The following is a 22,940-nucleotide window of genomic DNA, read 5'->3' as shown; positions in this document are numbered from 1 at the left end:
TCTACGTTACCTGGTTTTTTCCAAATGGCCGCCGAAGGCATGCCGCATGGCTGAGAGAACTTTTTCGGCAAACTGTGCTTCGCCACGAGAAGAGAAGCGCCCGAAGAGGGCCGATGCAAGAACCGGAGCAGGGACGCCCGTTTCCACCGCCGCCTGCAATGTCCAGCGGCCCTCGCCGGAATCGGACACACGGCCATCATAATTGTCGAGATGCGGGTCCTGTTTCAATGCCTCGGCTGTGAGATCCAGCAGCCAGGAGCCAATGACCGAGCCATGTCTCCACACCTCTGTAACGGCGGGAAGATCGACATCGAAACGATAATATTGCGGGTGGGAAAGGGGTGCAGTTTCCGCATCAGCCTCTCGCTCGACGGTCCCGGCATTAGCGGCTTTCAATATGTTCAGGCCTTCGGCATAGGCAGCCATCACACCATATTCAATGCCATTGTGTACCATCTTGACGAAGTGTCCGGCGCCTGCCGGTCCGCAATGAAGATAGCCTCTTGGAGCCGTGCCCACGGCCGGGTCTTCCGCGATGCTCTGACCCGCACCGGGCGCAAGTGATGCAAAAATCGGGTCCAGGCGTTTTACAGCCGCCTGCGGGCCCCCAATCATAAGGGAATAGCCACGCTCCAGGCCCCAAACGCCACCCGATGTGCCGACGTCGATATAGTCGATGCCAAGAGATGAAAACTCCTCGGACAGGTCGATAGCCTCACGGTAAAAGGAGTTGCCGCCATCAATGATGGCGTCGCCCTTGGTAAGCGTTGATGCGAAGTCCCGCGCAATCTTCGGTGTGATCGCGGCAGGAAGCATGAGCCAGACCGCGCGCGGCGTCTCCAGCTTAGCAATAAGATCCGCTGGCGATGACGCGCCGGTTGCTCCCTCTTTGATGAGTGCTTCAACGTTATCGGCGTTCACGTCGAAGACGACGCAATCGTGGCCCTGTTTAAGAAGGCGGCGTACCATGTTGGCGCCCATGCGCCCGAGACCTACCATTCCAATCTGCATTTCATTCTCCATTATCGATGCGTGTTTGATCTTCCTGTTCATTCACGACGTGAACGGTAAAGTCGGTGTGTTCCCAGTGTCCGACGTCAGGCCAGTAGAAGGTGAAGACAACGCTGGTACCTGCGTCTTCATGCTGCAAAGGCAGGTCGACATAATAGGTTTCCAGCCCGGAAGAGACTGCAGGTGTGTCAGAGACGGTAGCCCAGCCATCCGTGCTCCAGTGCACCAGGGCGTTCGCTTCCGTTTCCAGCCTCAGTTGCTTCCCGACAGGAAGAGAGGTCAGGCAGTTGTTAAAGCGCCATATGCGCAAATGCGATGCGGTCTTATTTCTGATATAGCGCTCGACGCCTTGCGGTGGCATATCGAAGACCGCGCCATCGTGGAGCGATCGCAGGAGTTTGATATGTTCGGAATGCGCCCAGACAAGCGGCATAGCGCTCCCGGAAGGTCGCCCGAAGAACAGTTCCTTTTCGGGAATATCGGGGCCGTCCCATATCTGTTCCGGTAACAGCCCGCCCGGGCCTGCCGATTTTTCCAGCGTGGATAATAGCGCCTCAGCCACATCATGCCTGCCCGCTGCCAGCTCGTAATGCGCACGTTCGCCCGCCAGCAAAGGCCAGGGACGTCCCTGGCCGATACCATCGAACGGCACGCCGTCTTCATGCTCGCCATAGCCGTCGCCGGTGTACCGATACCATAGTGGACCCTGGGGTAGCTCGACACGAAGACTGTGGTCGATTGCCTTTATCGTATCAACGATGTGCGGGTCGTCAGCGGCGCGCAGTCCAAAACGCACTAACGCCAAAGCATCCGGGCTCAGTACATCGGTGGTCGACAGAAGCGCCCGATCCGGCGTCTGGTTGCGGATCTCGGTATTGCCGGATGCACTGGCCTCATCTGTTACGCCCGACGGAGCAATGCGGACATAGTGACCGGAAATACCGATCGAGCCGCAGAAATTTGGCTCTCCCGCAAAGGTCCATTTTTCAATCTGTTCATTCCAGCAGTCCGCAGTTTCTCGCAGGTGATTTGCCGCCGCCTCGTCTCCATCGACAGAAAGCAGGTCCGCGGCAGCAAGAAGGGCGGTAACCTCTACCGCCAGGGTAAAGGGGCTGTAGCCCGAGTCTTCCTCCCAGCGGTCCTCGCTGGTCGTCGGGCCGTTGGTCAGAATGTAGCTGGCCGCGCTGCGCAGCATCGGCATAAAATGTTTCTGCGCTTTCTTGTCGAGATGACCGAGTCGACGCAACATATCGGTAAGCAGAATAGGGAAGGCGCACTCATCCATCTGGATACCGGGCCAGTAAGGTTTTCCATCGAGCCACAGGTTCTGTGGCCAGCGCCCGGAGGGCTCTTGAACGTGCCGGAGATATTCGAGGATAGCGAGTGCTGCGTCGGCGTCGCCAGCGGCCAGGAAACCCCCTGCCGTTTCAACCAGGTCGCGCGGCCAGACCAGATGATAGCCGCCAAGATCGTCATCACCCTTCGAAAATCCCCAGGGTATTGTCAGGCTTGCGACAACGGCGCCGGGGGAATCGGCGTCTCTGTGCGAGGCCAGAACTGCTGTTGAAACCCGGTATGTATTTACGCCGTTCCACTCTTCCTGGTCGAGTGGCATGAGCTTGTCCTGCCACACTTGCCAGTTGCCAATATAGTGATTCCGCGCTGCATCAAAGCCCGCTTTCAGACTGGCGGTTGCCGCCGCTGCGGCCTCGAATTCCGTCTGGCCGAAACCAACAGCCAGCGTGGCTTCACGGCAGTTGCTTGTGAACACCAGTTCCCCAGCAAGCGCGACATTGCCGTCATCCGCGCGCTGATATTGGTTGGCGATGCGTCCGTGTTTTTTCAGCTGTTGCCAGCCGTCTGAAGTACCGACAAAACCTGCACTCACTGCTGTCCAGGGTATGTCGCAGACGAGCGCCAGGTAGCAAGATCGACCCGTGGCAAAAAGCACGGGCTTGTCTTCAAATTCGCCGATCCATGCAGCGTTCATTTGTCCCGCATTCACCAGATGGGGTGCAAGCAGTGCGGTGACCTTGTAATCCTCGATATCACCCTTCAGAGCGGTGAAACGGACGCGTTGCAGCACGCAGGCACGAGCCGGATCTGTAATGATGTCCTTTTCAAGCCTGTAACGTCCGTCACGGGACGTGTTGCTGATTGAAAAGGCCGGAATGCCTGGCGAGCAGGTATTGATTTCGGTCGAGCAATCGCGCTTTTCTTCGGAAAAATAACCTTCCGGCCCCGTGATGACGAAAACGAAATCACGGGTGCAGGCGCTGTCGACGCGCGGATAATAGATTTCGTTGAGAACACCATGGCTTAAGGAGAACCAGACAGGGGAATCTGTTGAAAGGGCCGTACCGATTCCGCTCTTGGCACTTGATGTCCAGCGGGGTGCGATACCCGGCGCTCCCGGGGCGGAATCAACTTTAGCGCTTATTTGCTGGTCGCCCTGTCTCATGCACTTTTGCAACGGCAGGGCGTCGCTGTCAGAATCTGCCATTTTTAGGCTACCTTGGCTGTATGCGTAGAAAAAATCTCAACCACGAGATTGCGGATGAAATCCTGTCTTCTCGCGGGCAAGACTGAAATATTTCTATACCAAAGCAAATTGCTTCAACGTAATTTTTTGCGATTTTAATATCAGAGACAATATTGTTATAGCTGGTGTAGCTTTTTAGGTCAACTACCTGAAAAGTTTCAATACAATTGAAAGTGTAAAAACAAAAAAACATCTTAGTCATTAAGGATAAATACTCAATTAAGTATTAACTAAGCCTTTCGCACTCAAGCCAGCAGCAGGGAGAAATCAATTTTTATTTTATCTCATTGACTAATGGATGGTTACTGCAGAGGACACACTGACATTGTTCTGACATGACGGAACCTGTACGCCAGGAGGCTTAAATGTGGTTTTTTGCACAAAAATACCCTCAGTCTCCCGGGTATGTATTTCGCTTGAAGTTTATGATGAGCAGATGTTCGGTTCCACATCAGATGTAAATTTCAGTTGCGCATTTTTACACTCTGAATTCAGACGGGTTCTGTTTTTATCAGCGTTAGCTGAACCAGCGATGCCCGCTACATTATTTTTCGCCTGGGCCACCATCTTTTAAGCAGTGGCAGGCACCCGATGCAAAATGACGCCTGTTCATTTCAATATTATTTAGTCGGGATTGTCTGAAGCCATAATCGGAGGCGCACTGAATTCAGAACAGGAGAAACATTGTCGATTAATTATAAGGGCAGGGTGAGTAATACACGGATGAATAGCTTCTTGATCATTTTATATATCCTGATGCGACTATTATTGAGTCAGATAATTTTTGAGTCATCTTCGATGAGGCGTTTAAATTATTTAAGGGTTTTATCTTTATCTTAAGGCATTCCCTTCAAAACATAAAAATAGAGGTCGTTAAATACCATTAAAAAGAAAATCTATCGCCGCTATAATCTCTGTCTGACAAGGCGATGCGTCACAGAACAGTGGGCCTGACGCATGAGCGGGGATACTCGCCATCTCGTGGGTCATAACCGCATATTCACGCTCATCTGGCACTCTCACAAGCGGGATAAGTCTTTCCGGTCGGGTGCGAGCTGGATACTTTCAACGGGCAGAAGAGGGATAGCAATCCTGCGATTTCACTGGCCAATAAGTCGCGGATTTTATCACGCAGCAAGGAATAGAGAGTACGTTTTCCCATATTGCGGTAGACAGTGAACTAAATTATTAAAACGCCTGTAATCATCACTGAAGCAACTATTTTCATCGTGAAAACAGTTTAATGCATCAAGCGCTTCCGTGTTTTCTTCCTGGCACTTGCGTGCTTTATATTGACGCAGTTTGGCGTCAAGCGCGGTAGTCAGCGCGGTACTAAGATTGATTCCGGCCTCACGTGCACGGCCAAGTAAGTTACGTACGTTCTACTGTCATCGTGACAATTTGTGGGACTCGCTGTTTTCCAGACATAATTAGCTCGCGTCTGACTCCGTCCAGACTACACGGCTTATTTAAGCGTAATATTAACGCGGCTGACAACGCTATGTGAATTCTGCGAAACCCGCAGGGGATTTATGGGCCAGTTTTCGCGTAGCGCGATCGGTGCAGAACAGGCTTTAGAACGAAAAGGTACGCAGGTGAGGAGCCAGTGATCCCGGGGAGCCATCTGAGTACGTAACTGGACACCTTATTTAACATAAGATAGATTATGCGCACCTATATGATAATGGCTAAATTCAGATGTTCGCCTCTGGTTATATTGAGATGTCTGCATTATCGTCCTTTTTCCAGGCTTTCACAGCTGAGAACGCAACTGATGACGGCTTAGGATTCGGGGTGCATTACAATGAATGACGTTCCCCGTCTTAAAGTGGTTCATGACTTTGCCACCTTTTCACATGGAACTCTGCTTAAGCACCCGCGCCCGCTGACGGATGTTGGTCAGCAGGCGCAGGATATTTAGACCTTTGCGATAGTTCGTCGCCAGGGATAGTCAGATGTACATCAGATCCCCGCCAGTTAAATATTATCCTCAATAATCACCGCTACGCACTGTCCTGCGCGTACTGCGCTGCCCGGTTGCACATTAACCTGCTGGATCACGCCGTCGCAGGGTGCCAGAAGCGGAATCTCCATCTTCATCGATTCCAGCACAACCAGAACATCGCCCGCGCGCACCCGGCTACCCACAGTGGTTTGCACTTGCCATAAATTGCCGGAAACAGGGCTTTCCACCCCCTGTTCACCCGGCTGTAGCGGCGCATCGCCGACTTCATCAGCCACAATCTCCTGACTGTCAAAATGGGCCTGACCGCTGGCGATCCAACGGTCGCGTTCAGCATTAAACGCCTGCCGCTGATGGTCGCGAAACGCAGTGATGCTCTGTGCTTCGCGTGCGAGGAACTGCTGATATTCTGCTAACCGTAGCGTGCTGTGTTCAATACGCAGCGGATAGCGGCCAAGTGGAAAATCACGACGAATATGCAGAAGTTCCTCTGCCGATACGGGATAAAAGCGTAGCTGATCGAAAAAACGCAACAGCCAGGGTTGACCGGCAAAATCAGCGACGTCGTGATATCGATTCCACATCTGAAGCGTGCGGCCCACAAACTGGTAGCCGCCAGGCCCTTCCATGCCGTAAACGCACAGATAGGCACCGCCAATGCCAACCGAGTTCTCGGCCGTCCAGGTGCGCGCCGGATTGTATTTGGTAGTGACCAGACGATGGCGCGGATCAAGCGGCGTCGCGACTGGCGCACCGAGATACACATCACCCAGCCCCATCACCAGGTAGCTGGCTTCAAACACCGTATTCCATACTGCTTCTTCATCAGGCAGATCGTTTATCCGGCGGATAAACTCAAGGTTACTCGGGCACCACGGCGCGTCATGGCGTACGGTGGTCATATATTTCTCTATGGCTTTCCGGCAGGCCGGATCATCCCAGGAGAGCGGCAAATGCACCACGCGCGTGGGTACCTGCAGGTCATCGCTAACGCATACTGCCGCCCATTCATCGCGCACCCAGGTCAGCAGCGAGGCCAGCGTCAGGGTTTCAGGCTGAAAATGGATTTGCAGTGAACGAATCCCTGGCGTGATATCAATTACGCCCTTTCGGGATGGCGCTTCCAGTGCCTGCATCAAGGCGTGAATACGAAAACGCAGCACCAGATCCAGCTCCGGCTCGCCTGCCTCAAGGAGCAAATGGGTGTCGCCGGAAAGGCGCGCCACCAGGCGTTTATCTGCCTCGCCGCAGGTCATGATGATCGGTGACGTCAAGGGAGCCGGTTGCCAGGCGATTTTCTGCACCTCGAGTGTCGCTAACTCGTTGCGTCGTCCTTCAGCCAGTCGGCGGGCGGTAGCTAAATCCACGGCCACAAAACGCACTTTATCGCCGGCTTTAAGTTGCCCTAACTGCCAGAGGTCGGCTTCTATCACTGTCACCGGACAGACAAAACCGCCCAGGCTGGGGCCATCCGGCCCCAGAATCACCGGCATATCGCCTGTAAAATCTACGGCACCGACGGCGTAAGGATTATCGTGAATATTTGACGGATGCAACCCCGCTTCTCCCCCGCTGTCGCGCGCCCAGATCGGCTTTGGTCCGATCAGGCGCACACCGGTACGGCTGGAGTTAAAATGCACTTCCCAGTCTGTCGCAAAGAAAGTCGCAATATATTCTGGCTCGAAGAACTCCGGCGCGCCATGCGGGCCATAAATCACCCGCAGCGTACGCACCTGCGGGAGTGCCGTACGCAGCGCGATGGGCAGCGTTGCGCTGGTCTGGCTGGCAGCTCGCGGAGCCAGATGCAACACATCGCCGCCGCGCAGCGCCCGTCCGGCGTGACCGCCAAACTGACCAAGCGTAAACGTGCTTTTACTGCCCAAATAATCCGGCACCTGAATGCCGCCGCTCAGACAGAGATAGCTTCTGACGCCCGCGTGGCTAATCGCACCCAGCTTCAGCGTTGCGCCAGCCGGAATGCTAAAAACACAGTCCATCGGCACAGCAACATCCTCTAGCGTGGCAGCCAGGGGCGCACCACATATCACCGCCTGAACATCGGTATTAAATTTCAAAGTTGGCCCCATAAGGGTGATTTCCAGCGCGGCTTCCCCTTCGGCATTGCCCAAAAGCCGATTGCCGAAACGCAGGGCGCGGTCATCCATCGGTCCCGACGGCGGCACGCCCACCGCCCAGTATCCCAGCCGCCCAGGGTAGTCCTGAACGCTGGTTTGGGTTCCGGCACTCAGCACCTCAACCGTGGCGGCTCGATAACACAGTTGCTCAAGACAGCGGGTCCAGGGTTCGCCTGCGGCAAAGGGAGCGAACGCCAAAATTTGCATCAGGTACAAGCGATTAGTTTCTACGCCGTATAACCGGGTCTCCGCCAGCGCCTGCGTCAGCGTGGCGATAGCCTCATTGCGGCTGGGACGCCAGGCGATGGTTTTTGCCAGCATAGGATCAAAAAACGGCGGGACTTCGCATCCCGCTTCGACCCAGCGGTCAATACGTAGCGTTTCACCATCGGCAGGCGGGAAGACGACTTCGGTTAACAGGCCGGGCGAAGGCTGGAACTGTCGGCCAGGATCTTCCGCATAAATTCTTGCCTGAATAGCATGCCCCTGTGGTTTTAGCCCGGCAAATAAGTCATCCAGTGGGGGCAAATCGCCCGCCGCCAGTTCAATCATCCATCGCACCAGATCAACGCCCCAGACCTGCTCCGTTACACCATGCTCCACCTGAAGGCGCGTATTTACTTCAAGAAAATAAAACTGCTGCGCCACGCTGTCATAGACAAACTCAACCGTTCCAGCGCTGCGATAGTTTACGGCTTTGCCCAGTGAAATGGCCGCCGCGCAGAGCGCCTGCGCCATGCCTTCAGGGAGATTGGGTGCCGGCGTCTCCTCAGCAGTGGCAAAATAGATCCTTTATATTTCCATTGTAAGACGGACCTAATAAATCAGATTATTCCTTGCCAGATCGTGACCTGTTTACATCACGCTTAAATTAAAATTATTCAATAGAATCATATAATAAATCAGATTAATGTCGTTTAACCTGGCTGCGAAGACGCTCAGTAACGCACCGCGAATAACGTACCAAACCCAATTAGAGCAACGGGGAATAAAAGGCTGATGTTACCGCCTGGCTCCAGTCTTAAACGTGGCTTCAAACCGTAATGCCAACATCCGCGTGCGTTTAAACCCTGTGCCCAAGGCTGTCAGAAATTTCATGCTTTTACGGCGATCTTATTTGCGCATAACTTTCATGAGGAAACGTTAAAGACGCGCTTTGTTTTTCTGCTTTTGTTTACCCTGAAGCATCATTCACTATCAGGCCGCATTCGTGGCGGCTGGCTCGGGAAGCCTAAAATGAAAGTACAAAAACTTGAACAACCTGCTTCACTCAAGACGCTTGAGCCATGGGGAACCGTGGAAGGTCTGCCTGGCTCACCCGAAATCGCACTGGCAGGACTGCAAAAGGTAATTCCGGGCCATGAAAGCATTGATATGGGCATTTTTGAATGTACGCCTGGAAGTTATCGTCGTGGCGTTAAGCAAGCAGAGATGATGCATTTCCTGTCAGGAACAGGGTCGTTTACAGCAGATGGCGAAGCACCGCAGCATTTTAAACCCGGTGATACCTTGTTCTTCGAAGCCAATACCGAAGGCACCTGGGTGATGGACACAACCATGCGCAAGCTCTACGTTATCTTCGACACGCTTTAAACGCCTGTGCACTGATTCACTCTGTAAGGGTGAATCAGGACAGCATGAAATTCACCGCATCGCTGGCATGGATTTTGGTGGTATCGAACACCGGTAACGCACTTTGCTGTTCTGGAATCAGCAAGCCTATTTCCGTGCAGCCAAAAATAATGCCTTGTGCGCCTTGCGTAGCCAGTTGCTGTATCACGTCAAGATAATAGTGCCGGGAAGCGTCCGTAAATATCCCCATACACAGTTCATCAAAAATGATGCGGTTAATGACCTCACGTTGCTCCGCATCGGGTACGACAGTGTTTATTGAGAACGACTTAGTCAGGCGACCCAGATAGAAATCCTGTTCCATCGTATATCGTGTGCCAAGCAAGGCAACACGGTTCATTCCTTTGCTCACTATCTCACGGCCCGTCGCGTCGGCAATATGTAAAAACGGCAAATCACAGCGAGATTCAATCGCGCCGGCAACCTTATGCATGGTATTGGTGCACAACACGATGGCATCAGCTCCGGCCATTGCCAGACCTTGTGCTGCCTCGGCCAGTAACTCACCTGCCCGATCCCAGTGACCACTGCGTTGGCAGGCTTCAATCTCATGGAAATCGACGCTGTGCAGAAGCAGTTTTGCAGAATGCAGGCCGCCTAACCGGGACCTGATCCCCTCATTAATTAAACGATAATAAGGGATTGTCGATTCCCAGCTCATGCCGCCAATAAGCCCAATCGTTTTCATCATTATCCTGTGAAGGGTTTTGCTAGAAAGCCATGAAACTGCTGATAATAGCGGCCTTAGCCCAACGGGCTATGGCCGTTTATCAGGCATTCCCTATGCATGCGATGGACGTGCGCTGTCGCCGCGAAGAAAATTCGCTGCGAAGAAAATAGCGGGCCTCCGTCAGGGTATGTCCGGCAGGCATTCACGTTCTGCTTTTGCCACTAAGATTTTTTGCCTTTTTCACTTGCCTGCTGCAAGGCAGTAATTACCGTTCCGGGGGTTAATACCTGAGGCAACACCACCGGTTTTCCGCCATCAGCCGGATAAACCACATAAAGCGGCAACCCACCACGACCAAAGTCACTGAGCGCCTGTTCAACGTCAGGATTGTACTTTGTCGAGTCTGCAATCATATAGATGGTGTTCGTGCGTGCCATGGCCGTTTTTACCGCCTGGGTAGACAGCGAGGTGCGTTCGTTTACCTGGCAGGTGATGCACCAGGAGGCGGTAAAGTTCACCAGAACCGGTTTACCCTGCCCTTTAATGGCATCAACGTTCTGAGGTGACCACGCAACCGCCGCCGCCGCAACAACATCTGACGAATCCGCTGCCGCCGTTGAGCCCTTAAGCGTGACTAAAGGGGGAACCAGCAAAACGATCACGACAGCCGTAGCGATGTGTAAAGCCCAATGCCGCCTTCCCATCATCTGCCGCTTTTGTGCCAGTCCATACAGCCAGGCGGCAAAACTCAGTAGCAGGCAGCAGGTCAGTATCGCCGCCAGCGCGGTTGAGCCTGCCTGGCGCTCCAGCACCCAGATTAACCAGCCAGCCGCACCTAACATCGGAAATGCCAGGGCATGTTTTAAGGTGATCATCCAGGCGCCCGGCGATGGCAGTATCCTGGCGACGATGGGGAAAAAGGAAATCAAGGTGAAAGGCGCGGCAAAGCCCAGCGCCAGCGAAAGGAAAATAATAAAACTGATAAAGGGCGGCTGCGTCAGCGCATAACCTACCGCACTGGCCATGAAGGGCGCACTGCAGGGAGTGGCAACAATGATGGCCAATGCCCCTGTCAACGCGGAACCAATCAGCCCACCCTGGCTGCCCCCGACTTCGCCGACCCGCTGAAGTGATAATCCCACTTCAAACAGGCCGAACAGATTGAGCGCCGAGGCCAGCATCACCAGGACTAACACTGCAATCACCAGAGGTGATTGCAGTTGAAAGCCCCAGCCCACGGATGCCCCACCCAATCGCGCCAGCAATAACAGACTGACCAGTAAAACCATGGTGACAACAACGCCAACCAAAAACGCGAGCCCTTCTGCGCGAGCATGGGCTGGCCGGGCGTGATGCCGTATCAGGCTCAACGCTTTGAGCGAAATAACCGGAAACACGCATGGCATAAGATTAAGTATGATGCCACCCAGAAAAGCGGCGGCGATAGCAGTCAGCATGATTTATCTGTCCAGATCTGAGATTAAGCCGGGTTAGCCTGGCGGTATTTTTTCACGGCATCCAGCGTTTTCTGGATATGGGATTCCGGGTTTTTATCCGTATAGCTCAGTAAAATTTTGCCATCTGGCGCAATAACATAGGAGGTACGATCGGAAAGCGTTTTACCTTTCATCTCCATGGTACTTTTATATTCCGCGGCCACTTTTGCACCCGGATCGGCGGCAACGGTGAATTTATCGCGGCATTCAAGCTTTGAGAATTTCTCAATCTGGTCGGTGTTACCTGCGGTCACGCCGATAACTGTCGCACCCTGTTTTTTAAATTCATCGGTGGCTTCAGCAAATGCGTGTGCTTCTAACGTACAACCGGCACTAAACGCCGCTGGGAAAAAATAAAGCACGACCGGGCCTTTTTGCAGCGCCTGCTGCAAGGAGAAGGTTGTTTCTTTACCTGCCAGTGCGGCTTCCAGTTTAAAATCTGGCGCATTTGCACCGACCGGTAATGCAGCAAATGCGGAGGTCATCGGCAGGCTCAGTGCCAGGAGCGTTGCGGTCGTCAATATTTTCAGGTGATTCTTGATACGCATTATTTTTTTCTCCGTCGACAAGCAGGCAAAAGTGCCCTTGTACTTTAATACTAGGTTCGTTAGCTAAAAATGGAAAAATTAACGTCATGTGATAACGCGACTGCGTTGCCAGCGTGGTGATACGAAATAGTCTGGCATGTACTGTAAGATAGCCACACAACCGGTCATTTAGATATCCGGTTAACCGATAATTTTGTGTCAGACGGTAAATAAGGCACATTTAGGGAAAAGAGAGACGACCAACCTCGTAGTGTTGCGTGTGCAGTACATTTTGCGCAGGCGCTTTTGTCCACAGGCAAAATGCTATGCGCCGCCAGTGAAAGGTATCCAGAGCAGAGACGCGTGCTACAGCCCCGGATTGATCTGGGCACTGAGTAAGCCCGGAAAGTTCGCTGTAAGCAGGAACGCGACTCACCGCCAGGGATGCAAAGCCAGCATGCGAGATATCTGGCCCTAAGTCAGCCGATAAGACCGGAAAGGTGTGCACCTGTGGCCAGCCGAAATCCTCGGTAAGTTTTTTAAAACCTGCCCCGGACAGAAAACGGTGCAGGCTTTCTGCGTTCTGCCACAGATAAAATGGCGCATAGCTGTTTTCTTCACTGTATGTCGGGCTGTTGGATTTGCAGGCATAAAGCCAGGCTTTAAACAGGAGACCCGGAAAGCCTTCCATCTTATGCCCATGGTCATTAATCCGGCGTTTAATGATTGTCATGTCGTAATCAGCAGGAAGAACAAACCGATATTGCATAGCAAGCATACTTTTCTCCTTAAGCGTGTGGAATAGCCGTCAGGCTAAACATTTTCCCATGACTGAAAGACCAGTCTTCAGATTGTGTGAAATGAATAATGACCATGACATCGCGGGGGTTTATGCCAGTCGCTTGTTCAAGACGCCCGATCAGATCGCGATAAAAAGCCTGCTTTTGTTGAGTGCTGCGCGCTTTACCGGCGGTAACAGTAAACATAAGGAAGTCATCGCTACGGCCCGCTTCCCCGTCGCACAGATAGTGCCGATCAAAAATGCGGCTACGTTCGTCATAACAATCAAAAAACTGAAAGCAGTCACCGCGTGGTACGGCAAACGACGCTTCAAGTGACTGCTGTAAAGCATCAGAAACAGCCTCTCGCCACTGCTGGAAACGCGGTGTTGAGATAGCGATACGAGTGACAGGCATACAGGCTCCTTACTCAGGCTGTGCATTTTTGAAGACGGTCAACGCAGAAACGGCATTTGGCCATCCGCAATAAAAGGCAAGATGCGTTATCACTTCCGTTATTTCCTCATCAGAAACCCCATTCTTCCGCGCGAACTGAAGATGCCAGTCCAGTTGCTCATGTCGAGACAGCGCAATAAGTGCACTGACCGTCACTAAACTTCTGTCCCGCGGGGAAAGCGCTTCCCGCTGCCAGATATCGCCAAACAACACCTCTTCACTGAGCAATGCCAGCTTTGGGGCAAGTTCAGCCATGTTTTCTCGGGTCACCTTTATAGCGTTCATTTATCTTCCTCTGGTGGATGTGGTAAAAAGATAAAACGCCTTGATAATTTATAAAATCAGAAATAATGGGACGCCTAATCCCAAAAAACAGGACACATAATGGCTAAAAGACCCGTTACGTTCGATGCGGAAACCTTACGCACTTTTGTGACCGGCATTGAGCTGGGTAGCTTTGCTTCCGCCGCTGAACGCTTAGGTCGTTCAACATCGGCCGTGAGCGCCCAACTTAAAAAGCTCGAACAACAGGCAGGTGCAGCGCTGGTGCAAAAGTCAGGGCGACATCTGGTTCTTACAGCCCAGGGTGAAATTATGCTTGCTTACGCGCGCAGGCTCATGAGTTTGAACGATGAAGCTTATGCAGCCGTTAAGGCCGTTGGTATCCGTGGCGAGCTACGTCTGGGTTTGCAGGAAGACTTTGGAGAGTCACTCCTTCCCACCATTCTTGGACAATTTTCACGTGCGCATCCCGATGTGCAGATATCAGCAACGGTCACCCGTAATAAACCTCTGTTAGAGGCTATTCGCCAAAATGAACTCGATATCGCACTGAGTTGGCAGGGTAAAGAGAGCAGTGCTTATAGCCAGTCGCTTGGCACGTTACCGCTATGCTGGATAGGCGCAAAGGATCTGGATATCGGCACATTTTTCTTGCAGAACCGACCGTTGCCGTTACTGGTTTTTGATGCACCCTGTATGATGCGTAGCGCAGCGACAGCCGCACTGGACAGCATGAATATCCCGTGGCGTATTGCGTTTACCAGCAGAAGCCTGAGCGGTATATGGGCCGCAGCCGCAGCGGGGCTGGGCATTACGCTACGCACTGAAACAGGCATGCCGTCATCGTTAGGGATTATTACCGGGCAAAAATTGCCTGATGCAGGAAGCATTGGCGTCACGCTGCATTACGCAGAAAAAAACGTATCTGCCGCAGCAGCCTCACTCTGCCAGATGATAAAAGTACACTTTCCCGGTGCTCAGGCGCGCTGACAGATTAAGGCGTTATTTTTACTCTCGGTTATAAATATTCATGCTGTCCTGGTGAGTATGAAAACAAGAGACAATATTTCAGCGCGACAACATATCTCTGTCGCACCAGCCGCTGATAGCGCGATGAGCCCGGCGGAAAATACATAGCCAGGGTCTGAATGACACCACATTCATTTAATCGATCAATGAACGGTTAAGCGGGTGGCGTTAGCGCACGCTGGCTTAACAGGGTTCGCCGTCTCAGCTAAGCGCCATCTTTCTCTACATCGCCATTACGCCTTAACTTACCCGCCGCTCTGCGCCTGATTCGGGCACCTTAATGATTTCACTTACAGTATGATGTAACTAAATCATCTTTAAAAAGAGGGGAAAAGAGGTCTGATTAGGAATGGTGGTGATTAAACGCGATTTAATGTCCTTGAGCAGCGGCTTACCTCTCCCTCAAAGCCATGTAACCTGAGTGTGTTATTGTCTATTTCCACCCGCGCAAAGGGCGCATCTGACGGACCATCCAGCATTCCTTTCATAGTGAAAAACTCGGTGTGCCCGATACGTGCATAGCCGCCACGATGATCGTGCCCGGCAAAACAGGCGCGTACCCGATAGCGAGTGAATAAATCCACCAACTCTCCGGCATTCATCAACATATGTGTATTCTCGGGTGCCAGCGGATAATGCCCCAATACCACGACGCTTTCCCCGCACTGTTGGGCGGCCTGTAACTGTTGCTCAATCCAGTCCAGTTGCTGTTTACCCACTGCGCCATTCCAGGGCTGTGCCTGGGGTTGCTGCGCGCGCTGGAGTCGGGCCAGCAACGCCGCGGCCTGTTCACGGTCTGTGCCGTTGAGTGCATTGCAGTAAACACTGATATCGTTGCCATCGTAGACAATGAAACGCCATCCGTTGAAACGGAAGGCGTAATAGCTCTTAGGTAAGGGAAGCTTTCCCTCAAGCCGTGCGGCTATAGTCTGCGCATCGTGATTACCCAGCACCACGGCATGAGGATGCTGTAAGCCTTGATAAACAGGCAGCACCGCCGCATAGCTTTGCCAGTCGCGATCGACCAGATCGCCCAGCGTGACAACAAAATCGAGCGGCTGCACGTTAAGCACCCCGATGGCCCGCTGTAGCTTTTGTAGTCCGTTGCGATAATAGAGATTATTGTCGATATCCGGCTCGCTATCCGCATATTGCGGATCGGCAATCAGACCAAAACAAACCCTGTTATCCCCTGTCGCCACAGTTCGCAGCGACGGCGGTTGATAAAGCTGAGCGACTTCCGCCAGTAATGCGCGTTGTGGCAGACTAAGCGAGTGAGGCATTAACATGCGGGACACCTTAACGTATGCCAGCACGCATAAAAGACTGGATAAACTGGCGCTGGAAAATCAGAAACAGCAGCAGTAACGGCAGCGTTGTCATGATCGTCGCCGCCCCAATAAGCGCCCACTGAACGCCCTGCTCCGGCGAAGAAAATAACTGCAGCCCGACCGTTAATGGCCGCACCTTAACAGAATCGGTAATCACCAGTGGCCAGAGAAAATCATTCCAGTGGAAGCTAACAGATACCAGTGCAAAGGCGATATAAATCGGCCTGGCCAGCGGGATATAAATTTTACGTAAAATATAAAACCGGCTGGCACCTTCCACGACAGCCGCTTCTTCCAGTACCACAGGAATGCTTTTAAACGTCTGGCGCAGCAGGAAGATGGCAAAGGCCGAGGCGAAATAGGGTAAGGCAATGCCGGTCAAGGTATCGCGCAACCCGAGCGCGCCAATCGTTTGGTAATTGTTGAGGATCAACACATCGGGGCTGATCATCAGCTGTAACAGGATAAGCGCAAACAAAACCCCCGAATACTTCAGGCGAAAACGCACCAAAGCGTAAGCCGCCATGGTGGCCAGCACCAGCTGACATACGACGATCATTAACACCAGCAAAATGGTGTTGAGAAAGTAGCGGGCAAAGGGCGCAGCGTGCCAGGCGTCAATAAAGTTCTGGAGCGTCAGGGGAGCAAAGAGCGTAAAGCTCCCCTGCTCTGCCGCGGGATGTATCGCCACCCACAGCGCGACCAGGATGGGAAGTAACCATAGCACTGCCATCAGCCAGATAACGGCATTCAGGCACAGGCGACCAACAGCACATTGAGGCTTCATTGATAATGGGCTCGCTTGTCCAGTAACCTAAACTTAACCACAGCAATGGCCGCTAAAATCAGCAGTAACACCACGGTCATTGCCGCCGCTGCCGGTAAATCCCAGTAACTGAATGCGGTGCGGTAGATGTAAAACAGTAACAGGCTGCTGCTGTTGTCCGGGCCGCCATTGGTCATGGCAATCACCTGATCGACAATGCGAAATGCGTTCATTGATGCGTTGATTAGCACAAATAACGTGGTCGGCATCAGTAATGGCCACTGGACGCGCCGGAAGAAGTACCCGTGAGATGCACCTTCAATTTGTGCCGCTTCACTCAGTCGCGGATCAATCTGCTGCAGAGCGGCCAGATAGAAGATCATAAAGAATCCGGCTTCACGCCAGACGGAGACCGCCATCAGACACCACAGCGAGGTGCCTGGCTCCCCGAGCCAGTTAATGGGGGCAAAGGAAAACAGCGCCAGCAGCTTGTTCAGCAGGCCAAGCTGCGGCGTGTAAAAAAACAGCCACAGGTTGGCAATGGCAATCATTGGCAGCAGAGAAGGAATAAAAAACGCCGCACGAACCACCGCATTCCCTGCCAGTCGTCGGTTAACGGCCAGCGCCATCAGTAAAGCCAGCGTGACCGCCAGCGGAATAGTGATCAGGGCATACAGCAGGTTATTCCACAACGCGCGGATAAACACATCGTCATCCAGCAGCGCAGCATAGTTATCCAGCCCAACAAACTGGGCCGGATGACCATTACGTGAGGCGCTGAACAGACTTTCCCACACCGTCGCCAGTGCAGGATAGTGGGTAAAGAGCAGCAAAAAAACCAGTGCCGGTAAAATCAGCAGATAGCCACACAGCTGTAATGACCCGCCACCAGAGCGAGAGGCTGACGCTGCCGGTGTAAGAATGCGCATCGCCATAGGGTTACTGGTAAGCCTTTAGCAAACGATCGGCCTGTTTCTGCGCCGCTTCCAGAGCTTCTGCTGGTGTTTTAGCCTGGGTAATGGCGGCTTCAATGGCGTGGTTCAGCGCCTCCTGAATTTGTACGCTGTTGTAGGTCGACAGTTCTGGCTGGGCATATTTGAGTTGCTCACGAGCCACCAGCGCCTGGGGTACCTGTTTCACATACGCTTCCATTGCCGGTGTTTCCCATGCGGCGGGAGAGGTCGCCACGTAGCCGGTGGCAATACTCCAGCGAGCGGCCTGTTCAGGGGCGGTGACCCAGCGGATAAATTCCATTGCCGCTTTCTGCTGCGCTGCCGATGCATTTTTGAAGACGTAAAGATTTCCGCCGCCGGTTGGGCTACCGCGCTGGGTTTTTTCAGGAAGCATTGCGATGCCAAACGGGAATTTGGCATTTTTGCGCACGACACTCAGGTTCCCGGTGGTCGTCACCATCATCGCAGTTTTGCCACTGAGAAAATCCTGCGGCGTCGTGCCCCAGGCGATAGCGCCTTTCGGTGAAACGCCTTCTTTCTGGCCTAAATCGGCCAGCCATTGCAGCGTTTCACTATTTTTAGGTGTATTAAAATAGACGGCGGTGCCCTTGCCGTTATCAAGATGCGCGCCGTTTGTCGCAGCAAACCCCTGAAACACCCAGTAGCCATTGGGCGTAGTCGGGATTTCAATGCCCCACTGGCTGACGTTATCACCGTCTTTCACGACCAGTTTTTTACCAAAGTCCACCACCTGCTGCCAGTTCGCCGGCGGTGTATCCGCATCCAGACCCGCTTTTTCAAACGCCTGCTTATTCCAGTACAGCACCACCGTCGAGCGCTGAAAAGGAATGCCCCACACTTTACCGTTGATATGACGCAAAAAAGCAGGATAGAAGCTGTCGATCCATTTTTTACCGTCATCGTCCTTTGCCAGGTCGCTGGCCGCCACAATGGCACCCGCGTCCATCAGTGAATAGGCTTCGATATCACCAATGACCGCCATTTGCGGTGCATTACCGCCGCGAAACGCAGTCAACGCTTTGGTCACCGTCGTGGCGTAGTCACCGGTATATACCGGCTGAATACTGACTTCAGGATGAATTTTTTCGAAATCAGCGACCAGTGCTTCGACGGTGTGGCTGATTTCTCCGCCCACCGCGATGGGATAGTACATCTGCAACTTAACCGGATCGGCGGCAAATACCGACGCGCTCGTTGCGATAAGCAATGCAGGAAGCAGATGTGACAGACGAATGGCAGACATGATTTTCCCTTAGGTAAAAAGACCGTTAAACCGCATATTTTTTGGATGACACAGACATCAGCTGCTCAGCGTGCAAACAGCGTTTACCGCTATCAGTTGAAAACAGGTATTGCTTATCGGCAGGCCATTGCAGCCCGGTCAGACTTCCCTCGATAAACCGTTTCATTCCCGGGACCGTGACGGTTAACGACGCATGGCTGTGAGCAAGCTGGCACTGTAATAAGGTGTCCGCCCCCATATATTCATAACTCACGACGTTGGCCGTCAGCGCCGCGCCATCGGCGTTAATGAGCTGGATATCTTCTGCCCTGATCCCAAGGCTGAGCGCGCCATTGCTAAAACCTTCAACGACGGGTTGCGTAAGCGGGCTCAGGTAGTGATTCATGTGGTCAAAGGTCAGCGGTAAGATATTCATGGGCGGTGCGCCTATAAACTGTGCCGCAAACACACTGGCTGGATTGTTATAGAGGTTATCTGGCGTGTCATGCTGCTCAATTCGCCCCTCATTCAGCAAGATGATGCTGTCGGCCATGCTCATCGCTTCTGTCTGATCGTGCGTCACGTAGAGCATCGTCAGCCCCAGTTTTTTCTGTAAGGCACGAATTTCACGACGCATGCTTTGGCGCAGTTTGGCATCAAGGTTAGAAAGGGGTTCATCCATCAGGCACAGCGTATTGTTAGCGATAACGGCACGGCCTAACGCCACCCGCTGTTGTTGACCACCGGACAGTTGGGACGGTAAGCGATCCAGCAACGTCTCAAGTTCCATCAGCTTACTGACCTGACGCAGACGATCGGCAAACGTGAGTTTATCCTCGCCACGGGCTTTTAAACCGAACAACAAATTCTCTTTGACGCTCAGATGAGGAAATAACGCATACGACTGAAACACCATGGAAAGCTTGCGCTGGGAGGGCGGTAAGTGGGTGATGTCCAGATGGTTAAAACTGACCGATCCGTTGTCGGCCGACTCCAGCCCGGCAATGGTGCGGAGTAAGGTCGATTTACCGCAGCCTGAAGGGCCCAACAGTGCAACAAACGTCCCTTCTGCGGCGTCAAAATTGATATTATCCAGCGCGATTTTCTCGCCCCAGCGTTTGGTGATGTTATGAAGCGCCAAATGGCTCATACATGCGCCGCTTTGCAAATGAGAATTGCAGTAAGCTAGCGGAGAAAAATGAACGATTTATGGCTGAAAAATGACAGAAAAATGATAAGCCTGCTTTTAATCATCCAGGCTTATCCTTCATCAGCTGCCCGTACCCTGTTTATCCCTTCAGACAGGTATCCGCCTTTACCGTGTGGTGGCGAGGCCTGCCGCACCCTTCCCACCAGCATGTCACTCGCCAGAGTGGTAAAAACGCAAACCGGATGTTATCTCAGGCACATTAGTCATGCTTAACGTCTCCAGGTTGCCTGTCCGTTAAATTTGTTATTAATCGACAGGTTAAGGCCAGTGCGGTTAAAGAGTGGCAGGCATAAATTTGTTATCCTCAGGCAACTGAATTTTAGGTTAACGTTTTGGAGCAACGATGAGCGATATTATTAACCTGTTTACCAGCCATAAAAGTGAACGCAGCTTTACCGACCAACCCGTCGACGATGCCATCCTGGATCGCATCATCAGCACCGCCTATCGCGCGCCGACTTCTGTTAATTCACAGCAGGTTTCACTGGTCGTCACGCGGGATGCCGGGAAACGTCAGGCGATCTCCCAGATTGCCGGTGGACAGCCGTGGATTGCTAAGGCCCCGGTGTTTATTACCCTGGTGCTCGACATGCATAAATCCCGTATGGCAATGGCGGCAGTAGGCAAAGAGCAGGTTGCTCAGGAAAGTATTGAGAGTATTGTTTCTGGCGCTACCGATGTCGGCATTGCGCTGGGAAGTATCATGGCAGCAGCCCGGGCAGAAGGCTTAGGCATCGTGCCCATCGGGGGGATTCGCCGCGATCCTGACGCGATGATCTCACTGCTTAATTTGCCAGAATATACGTTCCCGGTGGCGGGCGTCGTGATTGGGTATGTCGATCAACCCGCATTTCAAAAACCACGCCTGCCGATGCAAACCTTCCGTCACGAAGAAAGCTATCACACCGAAGGTCTGGAGCAGCAAATCGCGGCTTACAATGCTGAAATGGTTCAGCACTGGCAAGCAACCGGGCGTGCGGACGGCGAAAGCTGGAGCGACAGCGTGAGCGGATATTACCAGCACATCTATTTCCCCAACGTCCTGCCAGCGCTACACAAGCAGGGATTCGGTAGCGACAAATAATCTTTACCCGCCCGGGCAATGCCCGGGCGGTTTCCCTGCCAGATCGGCTCGACGTGAGCTAGATGCTGGCCCCGTTTCGTCCCTGGTGTTTGACACGATAGAGCGCTTCATCCGCGCGTTTAATCAATAATCCTGCGCTTTCCGGTCCTTCCCCGGACGCCGAAGACGCCACGCCGGCGCTTAACGTTACGCACCCCGTCTCCAGCCCCGTAGAAGTATGCGGTATAGCTAACGCTCTGACCGCCTCAACCACACTCAACGCCATCCTTAATGCATCCTCGGCGCGAGTATCGGCTAGCACGATGGCAAATTCTTCACCGCCATAACGGGCCGCAATATCGGTCCGACGCTGGGCGAACGTTTTCAGCACACGGCCCACCTGTTGTAAACAGGCGTCACCTGCAACGTGACCGTAGGTATCGTTGTAGCGTTTGAAATAATCGATATCGAAAAGTATCAACGATACCGGTCCTCCGCTACTGCGTCCGTGCAACAGGCTTTTTTTCAGAAAGTGGTCAAAATAACGACGGTTGGCCAGTCCCGTTAGCCCATCGGCGTTCGCCAGATTTTCCAGCGAGTGGTTGGCGGCGGTGAGTTCATCCCTGAGATGGGTTAATTCAATTTGGTAGCGTAAACTGCGCCGGGCTTCATGCCGCATTAACATCCACAGCAGGATGATCGCCATCAGTAACACCAGACTCAGTACCACTCCCTGCACCCTGCTTTCAGCCCAGTGCACGAAAAGCCCTTGTTTATCAAAGCCGGCGGCAACGACGAAAGGATAACGGCTTGAGCTAGCGAAGCCAAAAATGCGCGTTATACCGTCAACTTCAGCCTTCCACTGACCACTACCGCGCTGTGAATTTTCGAGTAACTGATGGAAAAGCGGGCTGGATGAGAGGTTTTTACCAATGTAGCTGTCTGGCAAAGGGCGAGCATAAAGCACAGTGCTGTCTGCCAGCATCAGCGCCAGTAAATCCTTGGGGCCAATGACAAAATAATCATAGTAATGGCGAAAGTAATCGACACTCACCGTGGCAAGAAGTACACCACGGAAATCACCGTAGTTATCGCTGACGCGCAAAGAAACAGGGATCACGTAGCGTTCCGAACTGCGGCTACGTAAAGCGGGCCCGACGTGCACGCTGTTACGGGGATTGTTGCGATGGTAGGCAAAATATTCCCGATCGGCGTTATTTGCTGAAGGTGTCTGCGTTAAGGAACTGGCTATCCATTTACCCTGCGCGTCGTAATAAAAGATGCCATCCATCTGAGGCAGACGGCTCTGTAAGGTGCGCATGATGTTATTGATTGCTGAAACATCCACGCCGGTCTCAGTCTGGGACTCAATTTCTCGCTGGACTTCACGCAGTGACAGTTCTGTCTGGAGAAACGTGTCTTCTGCCTGACGCGCCTGTGCCAGAGAAAGATCGATCGCGCGCTCTTCAGCTAATCGAACCGTCCTTTGCCAGTCCAGGTGAAGCGTCCAGACATTAACAACAATCACGCCAATCGTTAATAAACTCCCCGCCAGGGTAATACTTCTGAGCAGCGGCGAAATGCGCATCATTGCAACATCTTTTTTTCGACGTAATTCCATGCCGGTTTACCATTCTCTCGCTACGGGATAATGCAAAATATCAGAAACAGCGTGTTATCAATCACATCCTGACGGAATACTTATATCAGCTGTTTTCAGTTTAGAGTAAAGGAGAGGCTTCAGTATAGCGTTGCGCGCGGTCAGAAATGTGTTCAGAAGGCATGTAGCTGACTGCCGTAATAAGCAGCCGGGTCTTATCCGGGGACTACACCGATGTCACGGCGATTCTCC

At 52.7% G+C, this 22,940-nt stretch carries 17 protein-coding genes and 3 pseudogenes; 3 read left to right on the top strand and 17 right to left on the bottom strand.

The genetic code is table 11. The annotated features are described in order from the left end of the window. Positions 1-6 precede the first annotated feature (6 nt). The 5 genes and pseudogenes from gnd to uca all read right to left on the bottom strand — a co-directional run. Positions 7-1,011, bottom strand: coding sequence for a phosphogluconate dehydrogenase (NAD(+)-dependent, decarboxylating) (gene gnd / locus A6A26_RS01100; RefSeq protein WP_063877075.1), 1,005 nt, complete (start codon positions 1,009-1,011; stop codon positions 7-9). 1 nt (position 1,012) lies between these two features. After that, positions 1,013-3,514 carry a glucan 1,4-alpha-glucosidase gene (locus A6A26_RS01095; RefSeq protein WP_082875125.1) on the bottom strand — a complete coding sequence of 834 codons (2,502 nt, stop codon included), beginning with the start codon at positions 3,512-3,514 and terminating at the stop codon, positions 1,013-1,015. A 912-nt stretch (positions 3,515-4,426) separates the two neighbouring features. Further along, a pseudogene (locus A6A26_RS24485) lies at positions 4,427-4,715 on the bottom strand (CcdB family protein). 28 nt (positions 4,716-4,743) lie between these two features. After that, positions 4,744-4,981, bottom strand: a pseudogene (locus tag A6A26_RS24480) (type II toxin-antitoxin system CcdA family antitoxin); the annotation flags it as partial. A gap of 549 nt (positions 4,982-5,530) precedes the next feature. After that, positions 5,531-8,422, bottom strand: a pseudogene (uca, locus tag A6A26_RS01090) (urea carboxylase); the annotation flags it as partial. A gap of 465 nt (positions 8,423-8,887) precedes the next feature. Here uca and A6A26_RS01085 point away from each other — a divergent pair. Then, positions 8,888-9,244 (top strand): cupin domain-containing protein, encoded by a 357-nt coding sequence (locus tag A6A26_RS01085; RefSeq protein ID WP_063877101.1) that lies wholly within the window; start codon positions 8,888-8,890, stop codon positions 9,242-9,244. A 34-nt stretch (positions 9,245-9,278) separates the two neighbouring features. Here A6A26_RS01085 and A6A26_RS01080 read toward each other — a convergent pair whose 3' ends face one another. The 6 genes from A6A26_RS01080 to A6A26_RS01055 all read right to left on the bottom strand — a co-directional run bounded on the left by A6A26_RS01080 (position 9,279) and on the right by A6A26_RS01055 (position 13,496). Further along, positions 9,279-9,971: an aspartate/glutamate racemase gene (locus tag A6A26_RS01080; RefSeq protein ID WP_063877074.1), complete on the bottom strand. Its 693-nt coding sequence runs from the start codon at positions 9,969-9,971 to the stop codon at positions 9,279-9,281. Positions 9,972-10,174: 203 nt separating this feature from the next. Continuing rightward, complete coding sequence (locus A6A26_RS01075; protein WP_063877073.1) at positions 10,175-11,410, bottom strand: protein-disulfide reductase DsbD family protein; 1,236 nt, start codon at positions 11,408-11,410, stop codon at positions 10,175-10,177. 23 nt (positions 11,411-11,433) lie between these two features. After that, positions 11,434-11,997 carry a peroxiredoxin gene (locus tag A6A26_RS01070; RefSeq protein ID WP_063877072.1) on the bottom strand — a complete coding sequence of 188 codons (564 nt, stop codon included), beginning with the start codon at positions 11,995-11,997 and terminating at the stop codon, positions 11,434-11,436. A 220-nt stretch (positions 11,998-12,217) separates the two neighbouring features. Next, positions 12,218-12,754, bottom strand: a complete 537-nt coding sequence (locus A6A26_RS01065) for a DUF4865 family protein (RefSeq protein ID WP_063877071.1) — start codon at positions 12,752-12,754, stop codon at positions 12,218-12,220. A 10-nt stretch (positions 12,755-12,764) separates the two neighbouring features. Further along, on the bottom strand, positions 12,765-13,172 hold the full coding sequence (locus tag A6A26_RS01060; RefSeq protein ID WP_063877070.1) for a tautomerase family protein: 408 nt from the start codon (positions 13,170-13,172) through the stop codon (positions 12,765-12,767). A 9-nt stretch (positions 13,173-13,181) separates the two neighbouring features. Continuing rightward, positions 13,182-13,496: a carboxymuconolactone decarboxylase family protein gene (locus tag A6A26_RS01055; RefSeq protein ID WP_063877069.1), complete on the bottom strand. Its 315-nt coding sequence runs from the start codon at positions 13,494-13,496 to the stop codon at positions 13,182-13,184. A gap of 99 nt (positions 13,497-13,595) precedes the next feature. Between A6A26_RS01055 and A6A26_RS01050 the strand changes: the two genes are divergently transcribed. After that, positions 13,596-14,483 (top strand): LysR substrate-binding domain-containing protein, encoded by an 888-nt coding sequence (locus A6A26_RS01050; RefSeq protein ID WP_063877068.1) that lies wholly within the window; start codon positions 13,596-13,598, stop codon positions 14,481-14,483. A gap of 398 nt (positions 14,484-14,881) precedes the next feature. Here the strand turns inward: A6A26_RS01050 and A6A26_RS01045 are convergent, their stop codons facing one another. From A6A26_RS01045 to A6A26_RS01025, 5 genes are read right to left on the bottom strand one after another with little or no spacing between them, the layout of a single operon-like run. After that, positions 14,882-15,811 (bottom strand): metallophosphoesterase, encoded by a 930-nt coding sequence (locus tag A6A26_RS01045; protein ID WP_063877067.1) that lies wholly within the window; start codon positions 15,809-15,811, stop codon positions 14,882-14,884. Positions 15,812-15,821: 10 nt separating this feature from the next. Then, on the bottom strand, positions 15,822-16,640 hold the full coding sequence (locus A6A26_RS01040; protein WP_063877066.1) for a carbohydrate ABC transporter permease: 819 nt from the start codon (positions 16,638-16,640) through the stop codon (positions 15,822-15,824). Then, positions 16,637-17,548, bottom strand: a complete 912-nt coding sequence (locus tag A6A26_RS01035) for a carbohydrate ABC transporter permease (protein WP_156506617.1) — start codon at positions 17,546-17,548, stop codon at positions 16,637-16,639. The genes A6A26_RS01040 and A6A26_RS01035 overlap by 4 nt, the downstream gene beginning before the upstream one ends. Before the next feature lie 10 nt (positions 17,549-17,558). Further along, a complete protein-coding gene (locus tag A6A26_RS01030) occupies positions 17,559-18,836 on the bottom strand; it encodes an ABC transporter substrate-binding protein (RefSeq protein WP_063877064.1) in 1,278 nt (425 codons plus the stop codon). A gap of 25 nt (positions 18,837-18,861) precedes the next feature. Next, positions 18,862-19,965 (bottom strand): ABC transporter ATP-binding protein, encoded by a 1,104-nt coding sequence (locus A6A26_RS01025; protein WP_063877063.1) that lies wholly within the window; start codon positions 19,963-19,965, stop codon positions 18,862-18,864. 403 nt (positions 19,966-20,368) lie between these two features. Here A6A26_RS01025 and A6A26_RS01020 point away from each other — a divergent pair, with 403 nt between their 5' ends. Beyond that, complete coding sequence (locus tag A6A26_RS01020) at positions 20,369-21,109, top strand: nitroreductase family protein (RefSeq protein WP_063877062.1); 741 nt, start codon at positions 20,369-20,371, stop codon at positions 21,107-21,109. Positions 21,110-21,167: 58 nt separating this feature from the next. Here the strand turns inward: A6A26_RS01020 and A6A26_RS01015 are convergent, their stop codons facing one another. Next, entirely contained in the window at positions 21,168-22,709 is a 1,542-nt protein-coding gene (locus A6A26_RS01015) for a sensor domain-containing diguanylate cyclase (protein ID WP_063877061.1), read from the bottom strand. Between the last annotated feature and the right edge of the window lie 231 nt (positions 22,710-22,940).

Origin of the sequence: Pantoea sp. OXWO6B1, assembly GCF_001641135.1 — a bacterium.
Taxonomy (GTDB): Bacteria; Pseudomonadota; Gammaproteobacteria; order Enterobacterales; family Enterobacteriaceae; genus Pantoea; species Pantoea allii.
Note: the sequence above shows the minus strand (reverse complement) of the source record. Positions and strands in the feature narration are given on the sequence as shown.